Source organism: Euzebya rosea (assembly GCF_003073135.1).
Classification (GTDB): domain Bacteria; phylum Actinomycetota; class Nitriliruptoria; order Euzebyales; family Euzebyaceae; genus Euzebya; species Euzebya rosea.
This window is the reverse complement of the sequence record NZ_PGDQ01000028.1, coordinates 1-13622: the sequence shown is the minus strand read 5'-3', so window position 1 is coordinate 13622 and position 13622 is coordinate 1. Positions and strand designations below refer to the sequence as shown.

Below are 13622 nucleotides of genomic sequence, written 5' to 3'. Positions count from 1 at the left end.
ACTCCCGGGCGGTCCAAACACCAGACCCATCAGCTGGATCGTGGACGGCCCCCGACTTGCCCTGTGGGGAGGTCTGTGTGGATCGCAGGGGGCCCGGCAACCCCGGATCCTGCTTCGGCGAGGAGCGTCCCATCGACGCAACCCGGGACCATCGCAGGACGTCCAACGCGGCATGCCCCTCCGCCTCCTGCTGTTGCTCGTCGCGCTCTCGGTTGCGCTCCCGGGCTGCACCGGCGGAGGTTCGGCCCCTGCGACACAGGGCGCCGCGGGAACGTCCTCCCCTGAGGCGGCCTCCGGCTCGGTGCTGGCGATCCCGACGTGTGAGGAAGACGAGTTCTGCGGTGAGGAGGCACTCGTGTACGGGGTCCTGACCTTCGATGGACAAGGTTGTGTGTGGATCTCGGGCGGCGACCCGGCAAGGGGGCGGAGCGTCGTGTGGCCGCACGGGTTCTCCGCCCGGAGCGCGGAGTCCGGGCTCGAGCTGCTGGGGCCCGATGGCGAGGTCGTCGCCCGTGAAGGCGACATCCTGAAGATGGGCGGGGGCCACTACCAGGTGGACCACTCACACTGCGCCCCCGGAGCCGAAGGCGCCGTCTGGTTCGCCCGTACCGTGACCGTCATCGACCGGATACCGGAGTAGGACGCCCGCCGACGGGGCGCCCGGGCGAACCGCGTGGCGAGGTGGTCCTCGACACCCGCCGCGAGGGCGTCGTCGCGCTGCTGCCGTCCGAGGCGTTGGCGCTGGCCGCGAACCTGGCGCGCGAGGTGAGTCAGCGGTCCTGCGCAACGTCGCGGGCGACCGCCTCGGCCCAGCGCCGGACGGTACGGCGGTAGGCCGCGGCGGACGTCGTGTCGACGTCGGCGACCGTCACCCGCGGACCGTGCGCCTCATCGGCGGGCGCCCGTGCAGGAGGGGGGTCGTCGGGACGTCGACGGACCCGGGCGGGCCCATCGGTGTGGGCGCGGATGCGGCGCATGGTGTATGCGGTCGGTGGTCGGTCGAGGTGGGCGAGCACGAACTCGGCCATCGCCGCGCGCACGTCGTCGGCGTAGGCGTCGTGCTGCAGCATGTAGGCGCCGACGACCAAGTGGTGGACCGCCCCGTAGCCAGGGTCGCTGTAGTCCTGTTCCAGGCAGGCGTGGAACCGCGTCTCGCACTCGGGCCCCCCGCAGTGCGGGCAGGTCGGCGGCATCGTCGACGGTGCACGCGACGTCAGATGGCGAAGACCTGCGCGTCGTCGGCGAAGGCCTTGAACTCCAGGGCGTTGCCGGCGGGGTCCAGCAGGAACATCGTCCACTGCTCACCGGGCAGGCCCTCGAAGCGCAGGTACGGCTCGATGACCCAGCGGACCTCGGCGGCGCGCAGGCGCTCGGCCAGCGCCGTGAACGTGTCCGGGTCCAGCAGGACACCGAAGTGTGGGACCGGGACGTCGTGACCGTCCACCGGGTTGTGGGCCCGCTCTCCCCGTGGGTCGTCGTCAGCGTCGACGAGGTGGGTGACGAACTGGTGGCCGAACATGTTCCAGTCGATCCAGCGGTCGTCGCTGCGACCCTGCTCCAGCCCCAGCAGGTCGGCGTAGAACGTCCGGGCGGCGTCGAGGTCGTCCACGGGGACGGCGAGGTGGAAGCGGGGGATGGAGGGGCGTTGGGCGGTCATGCGCTCATCCTGCCCTGACCGGGCCCGGGGCACCTCGTGGCCAGGGGAACCGCTGCCACCGCCTCGCAGTCACGTGGGTCGACGGCCTCCACCGAGGGGCCAGCTGCATGGATGGATGGATGGAGCGGGTGAGGGGAATCGAACCCCCGTATTCAGCTTGGGAAGGCGTTGGAGGCCTTTTCGGCCCCTGACGCGCCCTGCCCGTGGTGCCACCAAATGCCACCTGACCTGCGGTTTCGCGGTTTCGGCGTGTCGGCCGCTGACCCCCTCTGACGGTCGCTGCCAGGTTTTCTGGGAGCGAGCTGGGAGCGAATGGCCCTCTTTCGGGGGTGTCTCATGAGGGGCATGGAGGGGTTCGTCGGCGCTGCCCTCGGGGGTGCCCGTGAGGTGCCGTCGGTGGTCGTCGGAGAGCGCGGCGAGGTGGTCCTCGACACCCGTCGCGACGGTGTCGTGTCGCTGCTGCCGTCCGAGGCGTTGGCGCTGGCCGCGAACCTGGCGCTCGCCGCCGACGAGGCGTCGTGCGGGGCCGCGAGGTTCCCGTCCTGAGCGGGCCCGGTGGAGGGGTCCCAACGGGTGCGCGTGTCGCGAGGGACGTCGTCGCGTTCGGCCAAGAGATCGGCCGGGTGCTGTCCGACGGTCGGATCATCGGTCGGGCCGAGCCGTACGCCAAGGTCTTCCCGTCCTCCCGTGAGGTGAAGCGGGCCGTCGGGGTGACCGCGTGGGCGGTGCTCGAGGACATCGCCCTGGACGCCCGACTGGACGACCGCGGACGGCTGGTCGCCCACACCAACGTCCGCCGGATCGCCGACAACCTCGGCCTGTCCAAGAACGCCGTCGCCAAGCACCTGGGCCGGCTGCGGGTCTTCGGGTTCGTGCTGCACGAGGAGCAGCGGCAGACCGACTCGGGACGCTACGCGGCGTCCTGGTACGTGCTGGACCCGTCGGCCTGCATCGAGCGGTTCACCACGACCCCGAGGGTCGAGACTGACCCGTGTCCCACGAATGGGGACGCGGAGGCGGAGGACCCGCGTCCCATGTCCTGGGACACGGCCGAATCAGGCCCCGTGTCCCATGTCACGGGACACCGTGACGTGGGACAAAACACAAGACCTGCTGTTGCTAAAGAAGAACAACAACACGCGCACGAGCCGCCGTCGGGCGTGCTGGTCTCGCAGCTGATCCGGTACGGTCTGGACCAGTCGGCGGCGGAGGCGCTGATCGACGACCACGGTGAGGACCTCATCGAGGCGGCCCTGGACGCGCTGCCGTGGGAACGGGTCCGCAACCCCGCAGGCTGGCTCGTCAAAGCGGTGCGCGACGGATGGGCGGTCGAGGCCCAGCAGCGCCGCCAGCGCGAGCAGGAACCCACCCCGCGAGTGCCCGACTACCAGCCGCCGTCGGTGGAGCCGGACGGGCTGGCGCACCAGGCGTGGGCCGCGTTTGCCGTCACGGTGCTGGACGACGGCGCCCTGGCCGATGCCGTCGGCAAGGTGACCACGCCGGTCGCTGGCCTGGGTCGCCGCTCGGCGCCGGCGGTGATCGGGGAGCTGGGCGGGTGGGCCGCGAAGGCGTTCGGGGCCTCCCGAGGCGGGTCGCTGCGCGACGCGCTCGCCGACGCGCTGCCCGACGCCGGGCCGGTCCCGTACGACCCGTCGCTGTCCATGATCGAGCTGCCCGCGGTCGAGGTCTCATCGGACTGGAAGTCGCGCCTCGCCGACGCGGTCCGGATCGCCGATGCAGGGCCCGTCGAGGTCGAGCTCGACCGCGATGAACGGTCGAGGGGTGCGGGGCTGGAGGCGACCCGGTGACCGGGCTCGCGAGCCTTCGTGAGCAGGGGAGGGGTGCGCGGTGCTGAACATCGGCAAGCTCGCCGTCAACGGCGGGGAGTACTACCTCGAGGTCGTCGCCTCCGGGGTCGAGGACTACTACCTCGGCGCGGGCGAGGCGCCCGGCTGGTGGACGGGCAACGCCGCGTCGCGGCTCGGCGTGTCGGGTCGGGTCACCGCGTCGGACCTGGAGGCCGTCCTGGCCGGCGTCCATCCCCGAACTGGCGACAAGCTCCTCCGCGGGTTCGGGGGGCCGCGGCTCCCAGGCTTCGACCTGACCTTCCGAGCCCCCAAGTCGGTGTCGCTGCTGTGGGCGCTGAGCACGCCCGACGTGGCCGAGGAGGTGCGGGCGTGTCACGACCGGGCGGTCGCCACCGCGTTGGAGTTCCTCGAGCGACACGCGATCGGCACCCGCCGCGGCACCAACGGGGTCGATCACGTCGAGGCCGACGGCGCCGTCGCCGCGGTGTTCCGCCACCGCACCTCCCGCGCCGGCGACCCGCTGCTGCACAGCCACGTGCTGGTCGCCAACCTCGCCCACACCCCCGACGACGACCGCTGGCGCACCCTCAACGGCCGGCTGCTCTACACCCACTCCAAGACCGCCGGCTTCGTCTACCAAGCGGTGCTCCGCCACGAGCTCACGTCCGCCCTCGGGGTGGCATGGCAGCCAGTGGTCAACGGCGCCGCCGACCTACAGGGCGTTCCGCGAGAGGTCATTGAGCACTTCTCCCGCCGTCGCGCCGACATCCTCGCCGCACTCGACGCGACCGGGCACTCCTCCGCGAAGGCCGCCCAGGTCGCCACCCTGGCCACGCGGCAACGCGGCAACGCAAGGAGTACGGCGTCAGCGCCGCGACGCTGAACGATCGCTGGACCAGCCGCGCGGAAGCCATCGACTTCGGTCCTGATCGCGTGGGGCGGCTGCTGTTCCAAGACCATCGCCGGGAGCTCGATGACATCGACGCCGACCAAGTCATGCTGGCGCTGGGCGGTCCCAACGGATTGACGGAACGCACCTCGACCTTCCGCCGCCGTGACGTCGTCCGCGCCTGGTGCGACCGGCTGCCCCGAGGCGCCCCGCTTGAGACGCTGGAGCGTCTCACCGACGCAACGCTCGACAGCGAAGCGGGGGTCGCCGTCATGCTCTCCCAACCCGCCCCCACCTCCCCGGTCTCCTCCGACGTCGACCGGGCCCTGGCCCGCCTGGCGGCAGCGGCCGGAGTCCCGGCCGACGAGAGCCAGCCCCTGCGGGGCATCGTGTCGCGCATCCTCACCAACACGGAGACGCGCCCCGACGAGCTCGCCAACGAGCTGCTGGCCGAGTCCTTGGACGGAGTCCGCGACCCCGTCGGCGTGCTGACCTGGAGGGCCCGCCGACGGGCCCGACAGTTGGAGGTCCGATCCGACCTCACCGTGGCGGGCGCCCCGGCCGGTCTCCGTCCTCACCGAGAGGCAGGGAGCACCGAGACCGTCTACTCGACCCACGATCTGCTGGAGACCGAACGACGGGCCCTGGAGCAGGCGTCGACCGCCGTGGCCACGGTGAGCTGCGAGCCCACCCACGTCGATCGCGTCCTCACAGCCCAGCAGTTCCTCGCTGAGGAACAGGCCCGGATGGTGCGCCAGATCACCACGGGCACTGAGGGTGTGCAGGTCGTGGTCGGTCGCGCCGGCGCCGGCAAGACCACCGCCCTCGCCGCCGCAGTCCCGCTCTGGCGAGCCGCAGGGTGCACTGTCATGGGAGCCGCCTTGGCCGCACGAACGGCCCAGCAGTTGGGTGAGGAAACGGGGATGGCCGCAGCCTCGGTCGACGGGCTCCTCGCCGAGCTTGACACCAACCCTCTGCGGCACAACGACGTCATCGTCATCGACGAAGCCGCCATGATCGGAACCCGCAAGCTCGCCCGCCTCATCGATCACACCGCCGCCGTCGGCGCCCGCCTGATCCTGGTCGGCGACCACCATCAGCTCCCCGAAATCGACGCCGGCGGCTTTTTCCGCGCACTCACTCGCCACTCCCACACCGTGGAGCTCGTCACGAACCGGCGGCAGCAGGACCCCGCCGAACGAGCCGCCGTCAACGCCATCCGCGACCACAACGACGCGGTCGCCCTCGCCCACTTCACCCAGCCAGAGCGGTACACCGTCCACGACACGTCGGATCAGGCCGTCGCCGCAGTCGTCCAAGGCTGGTGGAATGACCGCAGGGTCGGCCTATCCACAACCATGCTCGCCGGCCGCCAAGACCAAGTCGACCGCCTCAACGCCCACGCCCGTGAACGACTGGACGAGGCCGGAGCGCTGTACGGCCCAGAAACGATCATCGGCGGCACCGGGTACCGCGTCGGCGACCAGATCCTGTGCCTGCGCAACAACCGCCTGCTTGGGGTACTCAACGGCACCATCGCCACCATCGACGCCATCACCCCGGACGAGGTGCACGCCACCGACGCCCACGGCCAGGCCATCGTGCTACCGGTCGACTACATGGAGAACGGGGGCCTTGCCCACGCCTACGCCACGACCGTCCAAAGGCCCAGGGCAGGACCGTCGACACCTCCCACGTGCTCGTCGACGACACGGCCTACCGCCAGTTCGTCTACGTCATGCTCTCCCGGCATCACCGAGCAGTTCGCGTGCATCGGACAGCACACGCTGAGCCATATGATCCAGACGCCAACCACCCGGGGGCTCGGTCAACGGACAGGGTCATCGACATCGCGGCGGCACTGGCGCGAGACCGATCCCAGAATCTCGCGCTCGCGGGCACATACTTTCCTTCTCGCTAGCTAGGAACGCGCGACGTACATGCGGGGTACTCAGCCACAAGCAGGGAGGGGAGGTCTCTGCCAGAAGGGGGCGGCCGCGCCGAGAACTCTCTGTGATTATCCGGGGAGATCGACAGACTACGGGCGGCCGGATGAAGCCCACCCAGCAACAGTCGTCATCCCCTTGGCGGTGGGGGTTACGGGCAGGCGCTCCCGTCCTCATCTATAGCCGAAGCGAACCGGCGGCGGGTGCCTAGGCCGAGCGCTCTCGCGGTACCACAACGTGCGGCAGTCCCCGTTTCCGCTCGCACTCTAGCGGTCCCGTGCCCTGTCTAGCTGCGCCCACGCCTTGCGAGATACTAGGCAAGGAGCGCTTGCTCCATGCTTGCTAAGACCTCCTCGCCCCGTGGCGTTAGGACCCCGTTCTCGCTGACGGTCGTCAACCCGTTCCTCAGCCGTGTTTCGGCATCCAACCTAGCCGCAACCAAGTCTTCTCGGTTTGGTTCTGCCGCCACCCAAAGGCCAAGAATATGCATCAGCCTCGCCAGCACAAATGTCGCGTGGAAGATGCCCAGCATCGGGCGGTGATCTCTCCTTAGCGGCGACGGGAAGCGGTCGCTGACGTTGAGGACGAGTGGATCAGCCGCCATCAAAGCGTGCAGATGTAGATGAGAAGTCTCGTGAACGATGCCGTTGACGATCTCCACGAGTTCCTCGAAGGTCCCCGGCATCGCACTGGGTCTACGCAGATAAACGACGCCGAAGAATCGGACGCTGCTCATTCCACCGATTCGGTCACTGCCGATGAAGCGGATCTGTCGAACGTACTGATGGACTTCATCTACCAGGGAAGGGTCTAGACCTGATAGGATGTGGAGAGCCTCCGCAGTCCGTTCCCGTAGGTTATCGATCTCCAACCGTGGCAGAGCAGTCAAGTTGGAATCAGTCAGGCCTCTATGCACAGGTAGAGGTTGGAGTCCAGTGCTGTCGTAGTGCGCCTTGCGCTGACCCTCATCGCTCGCGATGTACTCTTGGGCTGCAGCATCAATCATGTCGTCTGAGCGCGTTGAAACCACCAACTCGAGTGGTACGCAAGACTCGCCCCGAAGTTCTCTTAGTGCTGGGAGCAAATCATCAGTTCTATTACACTCGACTGCGGTTCCAATTATCCAATGGCTCGTAAATAAGCTCGGTCGGATGGCAGAATCGCGACAAGATAGTGGAGCCACCTGCGCCAACGAATGTCTCGGCAACTGGAAAGCTAGTTCAACTCGCTCCAGGAGGTTGATGAAACTGGAGTACAACTCCTGTTCCAGTCCGCTTCTCAGTTGCACGGCCCTGCCATGTTCCGGCCGGAATGACCAGGGCATGTTGGGCACTTCCGCCTAAACCTTGGTAACGCTGTTGTCGCCGTCCCAATCCTCAACGTTCTTGGAACGCTGCAGTACGAACGATGGTTCCAGCCCAGCACGGGGGAAGTCAACACGATCGGACTGCGCCCGGTCAACCCGCGATTCGATCGCTGCGATCGCGTCGTCGAATTCGGCCTCTGTCTTGGTTTCGATACTCATATCACTAACCCCTTTCGCTCTCGAATACCGCCAGCAGGCCGTCACGAATCAGCCTGGCGATGAAGTCGATCCTTTGCCGTTCAGAGAGGCCGCCTGGCAGCTCACCTACCCGGAAGGTCGGTCGTGAGAGAGCATACCGGAGCGCTGGCGCTAGGGAAGCGGGGACGGTCACGAAGTTCCCAGGAAACTCGCAAGTCAGACGCTCTTCCGCGACTCTGAAGCGATGGGGACCTTCAAACCCCCGGCCAACCCGTGTCTCCAAGTCCAACGCGGCGACGGCGTCCAGCGAAGGAAAGTGCCCTGTTGAGGACGTGTGTCGAGCCAGCAACTTTGAACCGAGGGAGAGCTGCGCTGCACGCAACTCCTCCTTTGTGAGTGCGCTGATGAGTTGGTTCTGCAACATGGTGACGGTGTTCTCATCTATCGGCTTACCGAGGTGACCTAGCGGCAACGGTCGCTGCAGTTCTTCGCTGGAAGAAGCGATCCGGTCCAGCGTCTCGGTTAGCAGGTCCGCCCACGTCAATACGTTGAAACCAAAGGTGATGTGCAACGATGACGTATCGTGCGTGACTCCCGCATGGACGAAGCCGTGCGGGATGTAGAGGGCATCACCTTCGACGAGGGTCCACTCGTCATGTTCGCCGAGTTCGATCCGCTGACCAGGATCGGCGCCCGCTCGATTCCGCTTGATGCTCTCCGCAGACACCCTCCATGTCTTAGAACCGTGAATCTGAACCAAGAGGACGTCGTGACTGTCTATGTGGGGGTTAGCACCTTGGGTACCCGCGGGGGTCAAATAGAGGTTCGCACCCACTCTGTGGTTAAGGTCCTCCTCCAACCTACGGCAGAGTGCGCCGAGGACCGCGGACCGCGACTCGATTCGGTTTAGGATGACGGTGTAGCCGCTGTCGTAGGCCTCGTAGACATCGTGAAGATCCAGACGCCCCTCAGCAGTGATACTAAAGGCGCGCCGCGAAACAGCGCCGTCCGGGCCGGTCTGCATCAGACGACCATCCAGCCGATCTGCGCTATACACGCCGGTGCTTAGCAGTCCATCCACTTCTGCCAATCCTGGCAACGAGTCGTGGTACCGCGAATTGCCCCTATCAATGAACAGGGGCCTCTGATCCCAGTACTCACGCAGAAAGATCCCCGTATCGACCGGGTGAAGAAGCCATGCCAGGCTCGCCCCTCCTGAGGCAGTTTGATCGACGCTGGCGCTATTCCGTCCCATTTGCTGCGTCTCCTTCATGGAGGGGTCCGGCGGATGGTCCAAGATGAATGGGGATAGCCCCTGATGTTTGCGGCATCAAGGACGAGCCAAGACCATCAAAGAGGACCCGTGTCGCAGCGTAGTGGCGCCGGCGTCGTGATGCTCGGCATGTCCGGCTCATCGTCCTTGAAGCGAGCCGGGGGAATCCGAGGCCCGAGCCGGGCGGCGCCGCGACCTCTCCGGGAGCACACCGGCGTGGTTATGCGCGGCCATGTCCGGCGTTCTTGGCAGGCCGCCGCGGCGTCACGGCGCCCCGAAGGTTTGGAAGCAGCTGCATCGTGGAGGGGATCCTCCAATCAGACACTGCCCGCGTCCAGCGGCTGGTGCGCCGGGTGGGCTTAGCCGGCGCGGTCCGCGGGCAAGTATGGACAGCCACGACCCGGCCTGACCACAGTGCGGCACGTTGGCCGGATCCGGGCTCATCGGCGACATCCCACCCGCGGAGTACGGTGACGATCCCTACGCTGTAGGCACCGACTCCCGGACAGGAGCCGGCACACACACCGACGTCCTCGGTGAACCTGCCTCGGTTCAGTTGGCCTGCCTCGTCCCGTCCAGCCGAAGCTCAAGCAGCAGCGACTCGATCCACAACGACAGCACACAGACTTGCATTCCCGACTGCGGCCCCCGGGGGACCTCTCGGCCGGGCCGACCACCCAAGTGCGGACAGCCCTTACATCGGGGCGTCCGCTGCAGCGTGCAACAAGGTTGGACGGCTGTCATCGTGGGGGCGCTTTGCCCGACGAGCACCCGGCACCCCGGGCCTGCCGTAGGCCGCCACCGGAAGGACCCGAGCGTGGCCCGGCTTCTTGCGTTCCGGCATCGGCAACGCCCCGCGGCCAAGGCTTCACTGTCGTAGTGCCCCTCGCGGAACTTGCGGCCATGCGGCCGGGTCGACTCCCGACCGTTGTCGCACCGCGGCGGTATAACCACCCTGTAGACGTGCTGGGACCAGTTGAAGGAGCGTGCTGCATGGCTGACGAATTTGAGGGTGCCCTGGAGGAACTCAGGGAGGCACTCGAGGGCGCACCGGATGGCCTATCGCCCGTGGAGGCCGTCCGTACGCTCACCCGCGGTGGTCGCCGCAGCGCCGAAGCCTCTCTTGCCGTCTCATATCTGGCGAGTCATGGCCCGCTTCGCGTTACCCGCAAGAATCGGTTGTACCTCCGCAGTGCTGAGAATTCGCCGGCTTGACGGTCCATGAGCGCAGGCATGGGCCCACGCCAGACGTGGACTCTCGTCTAGTAGCGGCACGGGACCGCGACCGCATCCTGTACTCATCAGCGTTTCGCAGACTCGGTGGGGTTTCTCAGGTCGTCTCCGCGGATGAAGGCGAGGTCTATCACAACCGCCTCACCCACTCGCTGAAGGTCGGTCAAGTCGCCCGACGCTTGGCGGAGCGCCTACAGGCGGGGGCTGCCGACGGCCTACCACGTCCGAACCCAGAGGCCGTCGAGGCTGCTGCATTGGCACACGACCTCGGGCACCCACCGTTCGGACATGTGGGGGAAGAGGTACTGAACCACCTTGCAGCAGAGGATGGGGCAGAAGGCTTTGAGGGCAACGCTCAGAGCTTCCGCATCCTCACGAAGCTGAGCGTGCACAGCAGTAAATACGCGGGCCTGAACCTCTCTCGCCTGGTGCTCGATGGCGTCCTCAAATACCCGTGGCTTCACGACCCTGACAGCCCCAAGGCTTCCAGAAAGTGGGGCGCCTATGCCTCCGAGGAAACCGACTTTCGGTTCGCCCGCTCACTGGATCCGACGCACCATATTCCAGGGCCGGACGGAGCTCTGCGAAGTGTCGAGGCACAAGTGATGGATCTGGCCGACGACATCACATACGCGGTCCATGACATCGAGGACTTCGTACGGGCGGGGTTGGTCCCTCTTCACCGCCTCCGTGATCCGGATGACGGTCAGGAGCGTCAGGACTTGGTCACCTGGATCCGAGATAAGTGGGTCCGTAACGGCCGGCCACACCCTGGTGCGACGGAACAGCAGATCAACGACGTGTTCGACGCGACACTCATCTACTACGGGTCGGACCGTCCCTATGATGGCAGTCGATTGGCTCGCGCCGCGCTCCGCTACTTCACGAGCACTCTTGTTGGCAAGTACGTAGAGACGGCTCAGTTGGAGGAGGACGGCCTCCTTAGCGAGCCACCGGAGACCACGTTTGAGCTCGACGTGTTGAAGGAGTTGACGTGGCGGTACGTCATCGACAGACCAGGGCTTGGCAGTCAACAGGCTGGACAGAGGCGAGTAGTGGCGACTCTGTACAAGGAGTTGCGTGATGCCGTCATGGACGACAAACGTCGCTCACTTCTGCCTATGGGCGCCCGCGAGGAGGCAGAGGAACTATTGGGACAACAGCAGATCACACTAGCGTCTGCCGCGCGCATAGCCTGTGATGCTGTATCTCGCCTGACCGAGCGGGATGCGTTGCTGTTGCACGGGCGGGTAACCGGCATGAACTTGGGTTCCGTACTGGACTTCGCCTAGGGGGCCTGAGCAGTAGGGCAATAAACGAGGGTATCCACGCCCGGGTGCTCGGCCCGCCGACTAGCGCTTTGGCGCGTGAATTTCGAACATGTTCGCAACTTGGCGCACAAGGATCCAACGAGTCCAGCACCGTGACGAGCTCGGGAACCGGGTCGATCGGGGTCGCCGTGGACTCGATTGGCCAGGGATCCGCCTCGGCCACGGCTGGCGGGGCTGAGGGCGCCGTCGTCACGGGCAGCGGCGCCGGACTCGGCCGTGGCGGTGTCGGGGCAGTGGGGATGGGTGCGGTCGGCGCCGGGGCCGCAGGCGGTGGAGCAGGAACGGGTGGCTGGGGTGCTGGCGGTGCCCCGCCGTCCGTTGGCGGCGCGACCACGTCGATGACGGGCCCGACCACGTCGTCCACCACTGCCTCAACATCCTCCGGGACGACGTCCTCGGCCTCTGGCTCCTCATCAGGCATCGCCACGATGTCGGCGATCACCACCGTTGGGCCCCCGACCGCCTCCTCAACAGGGTCCGCGATCGCGTCGACAACCTCACCCAGATCGGCGGGGAGCGGGGCAGGATCCCCGACCGCTCCCCCCTCCACGGCCGGACCGGATCCGTCCTCGCCATTCAGCGGCGGCGCGACCTCCTCCTCACCAGCGACCGTGTCAGGACCAACGACGTCGTCCGTAGGGGTGCCCTCGTCGTCCGGGGCCTCCTCCGGCAGGGACGACCCACCCTCACCCGCTGGCGCCGGATCCTTGGGCTCAGCCTCTCCTGGCACCGCGTCCGGCGGACCGTCCGACTGGGGTGGCGTCTCCGAATCGGATGGACCCTCGACCACGTCGTCGGGGTTCCCCTCACCCGGTTCGTCCAACGGCGCCTCGGCCGGCAAGTCGTCGGGCAGCGATGGCCTGCCCCGGACATCTCGCTCCACTGCCGTAACGCGACTACTCGTCCATACGACCGGACGTCGCTACGCTAACCGGCATGGAGGTCGACCGTCATGCCGACAGGGCGCTGTACCTGCAGCTCGCTGACGTCCTCCGCGACGACATTGCTGAAGGCCGGTTGAGCCCTGGAGCGCGGCTTCCCTCCGAGGCCGAGCTCATCGAGACGCATGGCGTCTCACGCGGTACAGCCCGCGAAGCCATAGGAGTCCTCCGCAACGAGGGGTCGGTTGTGGTGGAACACGGACGTGGCGCCTTTGTTCGTTCAGTCGAGCAAGCCCCCATCCCCCGCCTCGTCACGCCCACAGGGCCCCATCTAGGACTGCGAGAGGCGTTTAGGCACTCGGTCCGCCGCGCTGGCCAGACCCCCAGCATTAGGGACGTGGCCAGCGATAACCGGCCTCAAACTCCCTCGAATCCTGGCCTCAACGTGTCCGGAGCGCTCGAAACGGAGACTGTGCTTTGCTTCGCCGACGGGCGACCGCTGGCGTTGTCCGTGCTTTGGTGGCCGAAGGCGGGCGTTGATGCCTCCGACCCAGATCTTGAGGAAGGCGTTACGGCTCGCATGCCCAGACGCGATGAGCGCCGCTTGCTGCAGCTCAACGATGGCGCACCCGTTCTTGTTCTCTCGCGAACGCTCCTGTTCCACGGCAAGCTCATTGAGCACTCGGACTCCGTCATCGCAGCTGACCGGCAGCACCTCGTCTACAAACTCACGTCATGATCACCGACACCCTGCTTCGCTACCTTCGATCCGACGCGGCGGGCCGTCACATCCGGCACTACTTCTCCGGCTGCTATGCAGGGGGGCGGTGGGATGAACTGGCGGCTGCACTCCCCTCCGACGTGATCTCGACGGCAGATGCTGGGCTGACCTCGCTCTTGAGCCTCGGTGTCACGCTCAGAGGTCGCTTCGGAACCGCCTCCGCAGAGTCGATCATCAAACTCCACGACCTCCAAGGCGCGATCACGGAGATGGAGTCCCATCGGGTGGTGTAGAAGCCCGTGCGCTTGATTCAGTTGGTCACTGCGGGGATGGATGCTAGTTGGTCGTCGGGCCGGTCGAGGAGGGGTTCGAGGGTGAC

At 66.8% G+C, this 13622-nt stretch carries 13 protein-coding genes; 8 read left to right on the top strand and 5 right to left on the bottom strand.

Annotated features, from left to right (window positions below; translation table 11 throughout):
- The first annotated feature begins 172 nt into the window (after window positions 1-172).
- Complete coding sequence (locus CUC05_RS23500; protein ID WP_108668591.1) at window positions 173-640, top strand: hypothetical protein; 468 nt, start codon at window positions 173-175, stop codon at window positions 638-640.
- 130 nt (window positions 641-770) lie between these two features.
- Here the strand turns inward: CUC05_RS23500 and CUC05_RS23495 are convergent, their stop codons facing one another.
- Together CUC05_RS23495 and CUC05_RS23490 are read right to left on the bottom strand one after the other, a co-directional pair.
- A complete protein-coding gene (locus CUC05_RS23495; protein ID WP_108668590.1) occupies window positions 771-1193 on the bottom strand; it encodes a DUF5946 family protein in 423 nt (140 codons plus the stop codon).
- 20 nt (window positions 1194-1213) lie between these two features.
- Window positions 1214-1657 (bottom strand): VOC family protein, encoded by a 444-nt coding sequence (locus CUC05_RS23490; protein WP_108668589.1) that lies wholly within the window; start codon window positions 1655-1657, stop codon window positions 1214-1216.
- Window positions 1658-2002: 345 nt separating this feature from the next.
- Here CUC05_RS23490 and CUC05_RS23485 point away from each other — a divergent pair, with 345 nt between their 5' ends.
- The 4 genes from CUC05_RS23485 (at window position 2003) to CUC05_RS23470 (ending at window position 6279) form a co-directional block, all read left to right on the top strand.
- The gene (locus CUC05_RS23485) at window positions 2003-2203 is read left to right on the top strand and encodes a hypothetical protein (protein WP_108668588.1); all 201 of its coding nucleotides are present in this window, start codon (window positions 2003-2005) and stop codon (window positions 2201-2203) included.
- Between the two features lie 77 nt (window positions 2204-2280).
- The gene (locus tag CUC05_RS23480; RefSeq protein WP_157965943.1) at window positions 2281-3465 is read left to right on the top strand and encodes a hypothetical protein; all 1185 of its coding nucleotides are present in this window, start codon (window positions 2281-2283) and stop codon (window positions 3463-3465) included.
- 40 nt (window positions 3466-3505) lie between these two features.
- Window positions 3506-4348: a MobF family relaxase gene (mobF, locus tag CUC05_RS23475; RefSeq protein WP_108668586.1), complete on the top strand. Its 843-nt coding sequence runs from the start codon at window positions 3506-3508 to the stop codon at window positions 4346-4348.
- Between the two features lie 50 nt (window positions 4349-4398).
- Window positions 4399-6279 carry an AAA family ATPase gene (locus tag CUC05_RS23470; RefSeq protein ID WP_108668585.1) on the top strand — a complete coding sequence of 627 codons (1881 nt, stop codon included), beginning with the start codon at window positions 4399-4401 and terminating at the stop codon, window positions 6277-6279.
- 334 nt (window positions 6280-6613) lie between these two features.
- Here the strand turns inward: CUC05_RS23470 and CUC05_RS23465 are convergent, their stop codons facing one another.
- The 3 genes from CUC05_RS23465 to CUC05_RS23460 all read right to left on the bottom strand — a co-directional run bounded on the left by CUC05_RS23465 (window position 6614) and on the right by CUC05_RS23460 (window position 9077).
- Window positions 6614-7306: an aKG-HExxH-type peptide beta-hydroxylase gene (locus CUC05_RS23465; RefSeq protein WP_157965942.1), complete on the bottom strand. Its 693-nt coding sequence runs from the start codon at window positions 7304-7306 to the stop codon at window positions 6614-6616.
- A 333-nt stretch (window positions 7307-7639) separates the two neighbouring features.
- Complete coding sequence (locus CUC05_RS25030) at window positions 7640-7825, bottom strand: hypothetical protein (RefSeq protein WP_157965941.1); 186 nt, start codon at window positions 7823-7825, stop codon at window positions 7640-7642.
- 4 nt (window positions 7826-7829) lie between these two features.
- Window positions 7830-9077 (bottom strand): cupin domain-containing protein, encoded by a 1248-nt coding sequence (locus CUC05_RS23460; protein ID WP_108668583.1) that lies wholly within the window; start codon window positions 9075-9077, stop codon window positions 7830-7832.
- 1211 nt (window positions 9078-10288) lie between these two features.
- Here CUC05_RS23460 and CUC05_RS23455 point away from each other — a divergent pair.
- The 3 genes from CUC05_RS23455 (at window position 10289) to CUC05_RS23445 (ending at window position 13536) form a co-directional block, all read left to right on the top strand.
- On the top strand, window positions 10289-11602 hold the full coding sequence (locus CUC05_RS23455; protein WP_108668582.1) for a deoxyguanosinetriphosphate triphosphohydrolase family protein: 1314 nt from the start codon (window positions 10289-10291) through the stop codon (window positions 11600-11602).
- 975 nt (window positions 11603-12577) lie between these two features.
- Window positions 12578-13261 (top strand): GntR family transcriptional regulator, encoded by a 684-nt coding sequence (locus tag CUC05_RS23450; RefSeq protein WP_108668581.1) that lies wholly within the window; start codon window positions 12578-12580, stop codon window positions 13259-13261.
- Entirely contained in the window at window positions 13258-13536 is a 279-nt protein-coding gene (locus CUC05_RS23445) for a hypothetical protein (RefSeq protein WP_108668580.1), read from the top strand. Before CUC05_RS23450 ends, CUC05_RS23445 begins: the two co-directional genes overlap by 4 nt.
- The last annotated feature ends 86 nt before the right edge of the window (window positions 13537-13622 follow it).

Excerpts from the sequence above, each read along its gene's own strand:
- CUC05_RS23460 (WP_108668583.1), bottom strand. The coding sequence starts at position 9,077 with ATGAAGGAGACGCAGCAAATGGGACGGAATAGCGCCAGCGTCGATCAA.
- CUC05_RS23465 (WP_157965942.1), bottom strand. The coding sequence starts at position 7,306 with ATGATTGATGCTGCAGCCCAAGAGTACATCGCGAGCGATGAGGGTCAG.
- CUC05_RS23490 (WP_108668589.1), bottom strand. The coding sequence starts at position 1,657 with ATGACCGCCCAACGCCCCTCCATCCCCCGCTTCCACCTCGCCGTCCCC.
- CUC05_RS23500 (WP_108668591.1), top strand. The coding sequence starts at position 173 with ATGCCCCTCCGCCTCCTGCTGTTGCTCGTCGCGCTCTCGGTTGCGCTC.
- CUC05_RS25030 (WP_157965941.1), bottom strand. The coding sequence starts at position 7,825 with ATGAGTATCGAAACCAAGACAGAGGCCGAATTCGACGACGCGATCGCA.
- CUC05_RS23450 (WP_108668581.1), top strand. The coding sequence starts at position 12,578 with ATGGAGGTCGACCGTCATGCCGACAGGGCGCTGTACCTGCAGCTCGCT.
- CUC05_RS23445 (WP_108668580.1), top strand. The coding sequence starts at position 13,258 with ATGATCACCGACACCCTGCTTCGCTACCTTCGATCCGACGCGGCGGGC.
- CUC05_RS23495 (WP_108668590.1), bottom strand. The coding sequence starts at position 1,193 with ATGCCGCCGACCTGCCCGCACTGCGGGGGGCCCGAGTGCGAGACGCGG.
- CUC05_RS23485 (WP_108668588.1), top strand. The coding sequence starts at position 2,003 with ATGGAGGGGTTCGTCGGCGCTGCCCTCGGGGGTGCCCGTGAGGTGCCG.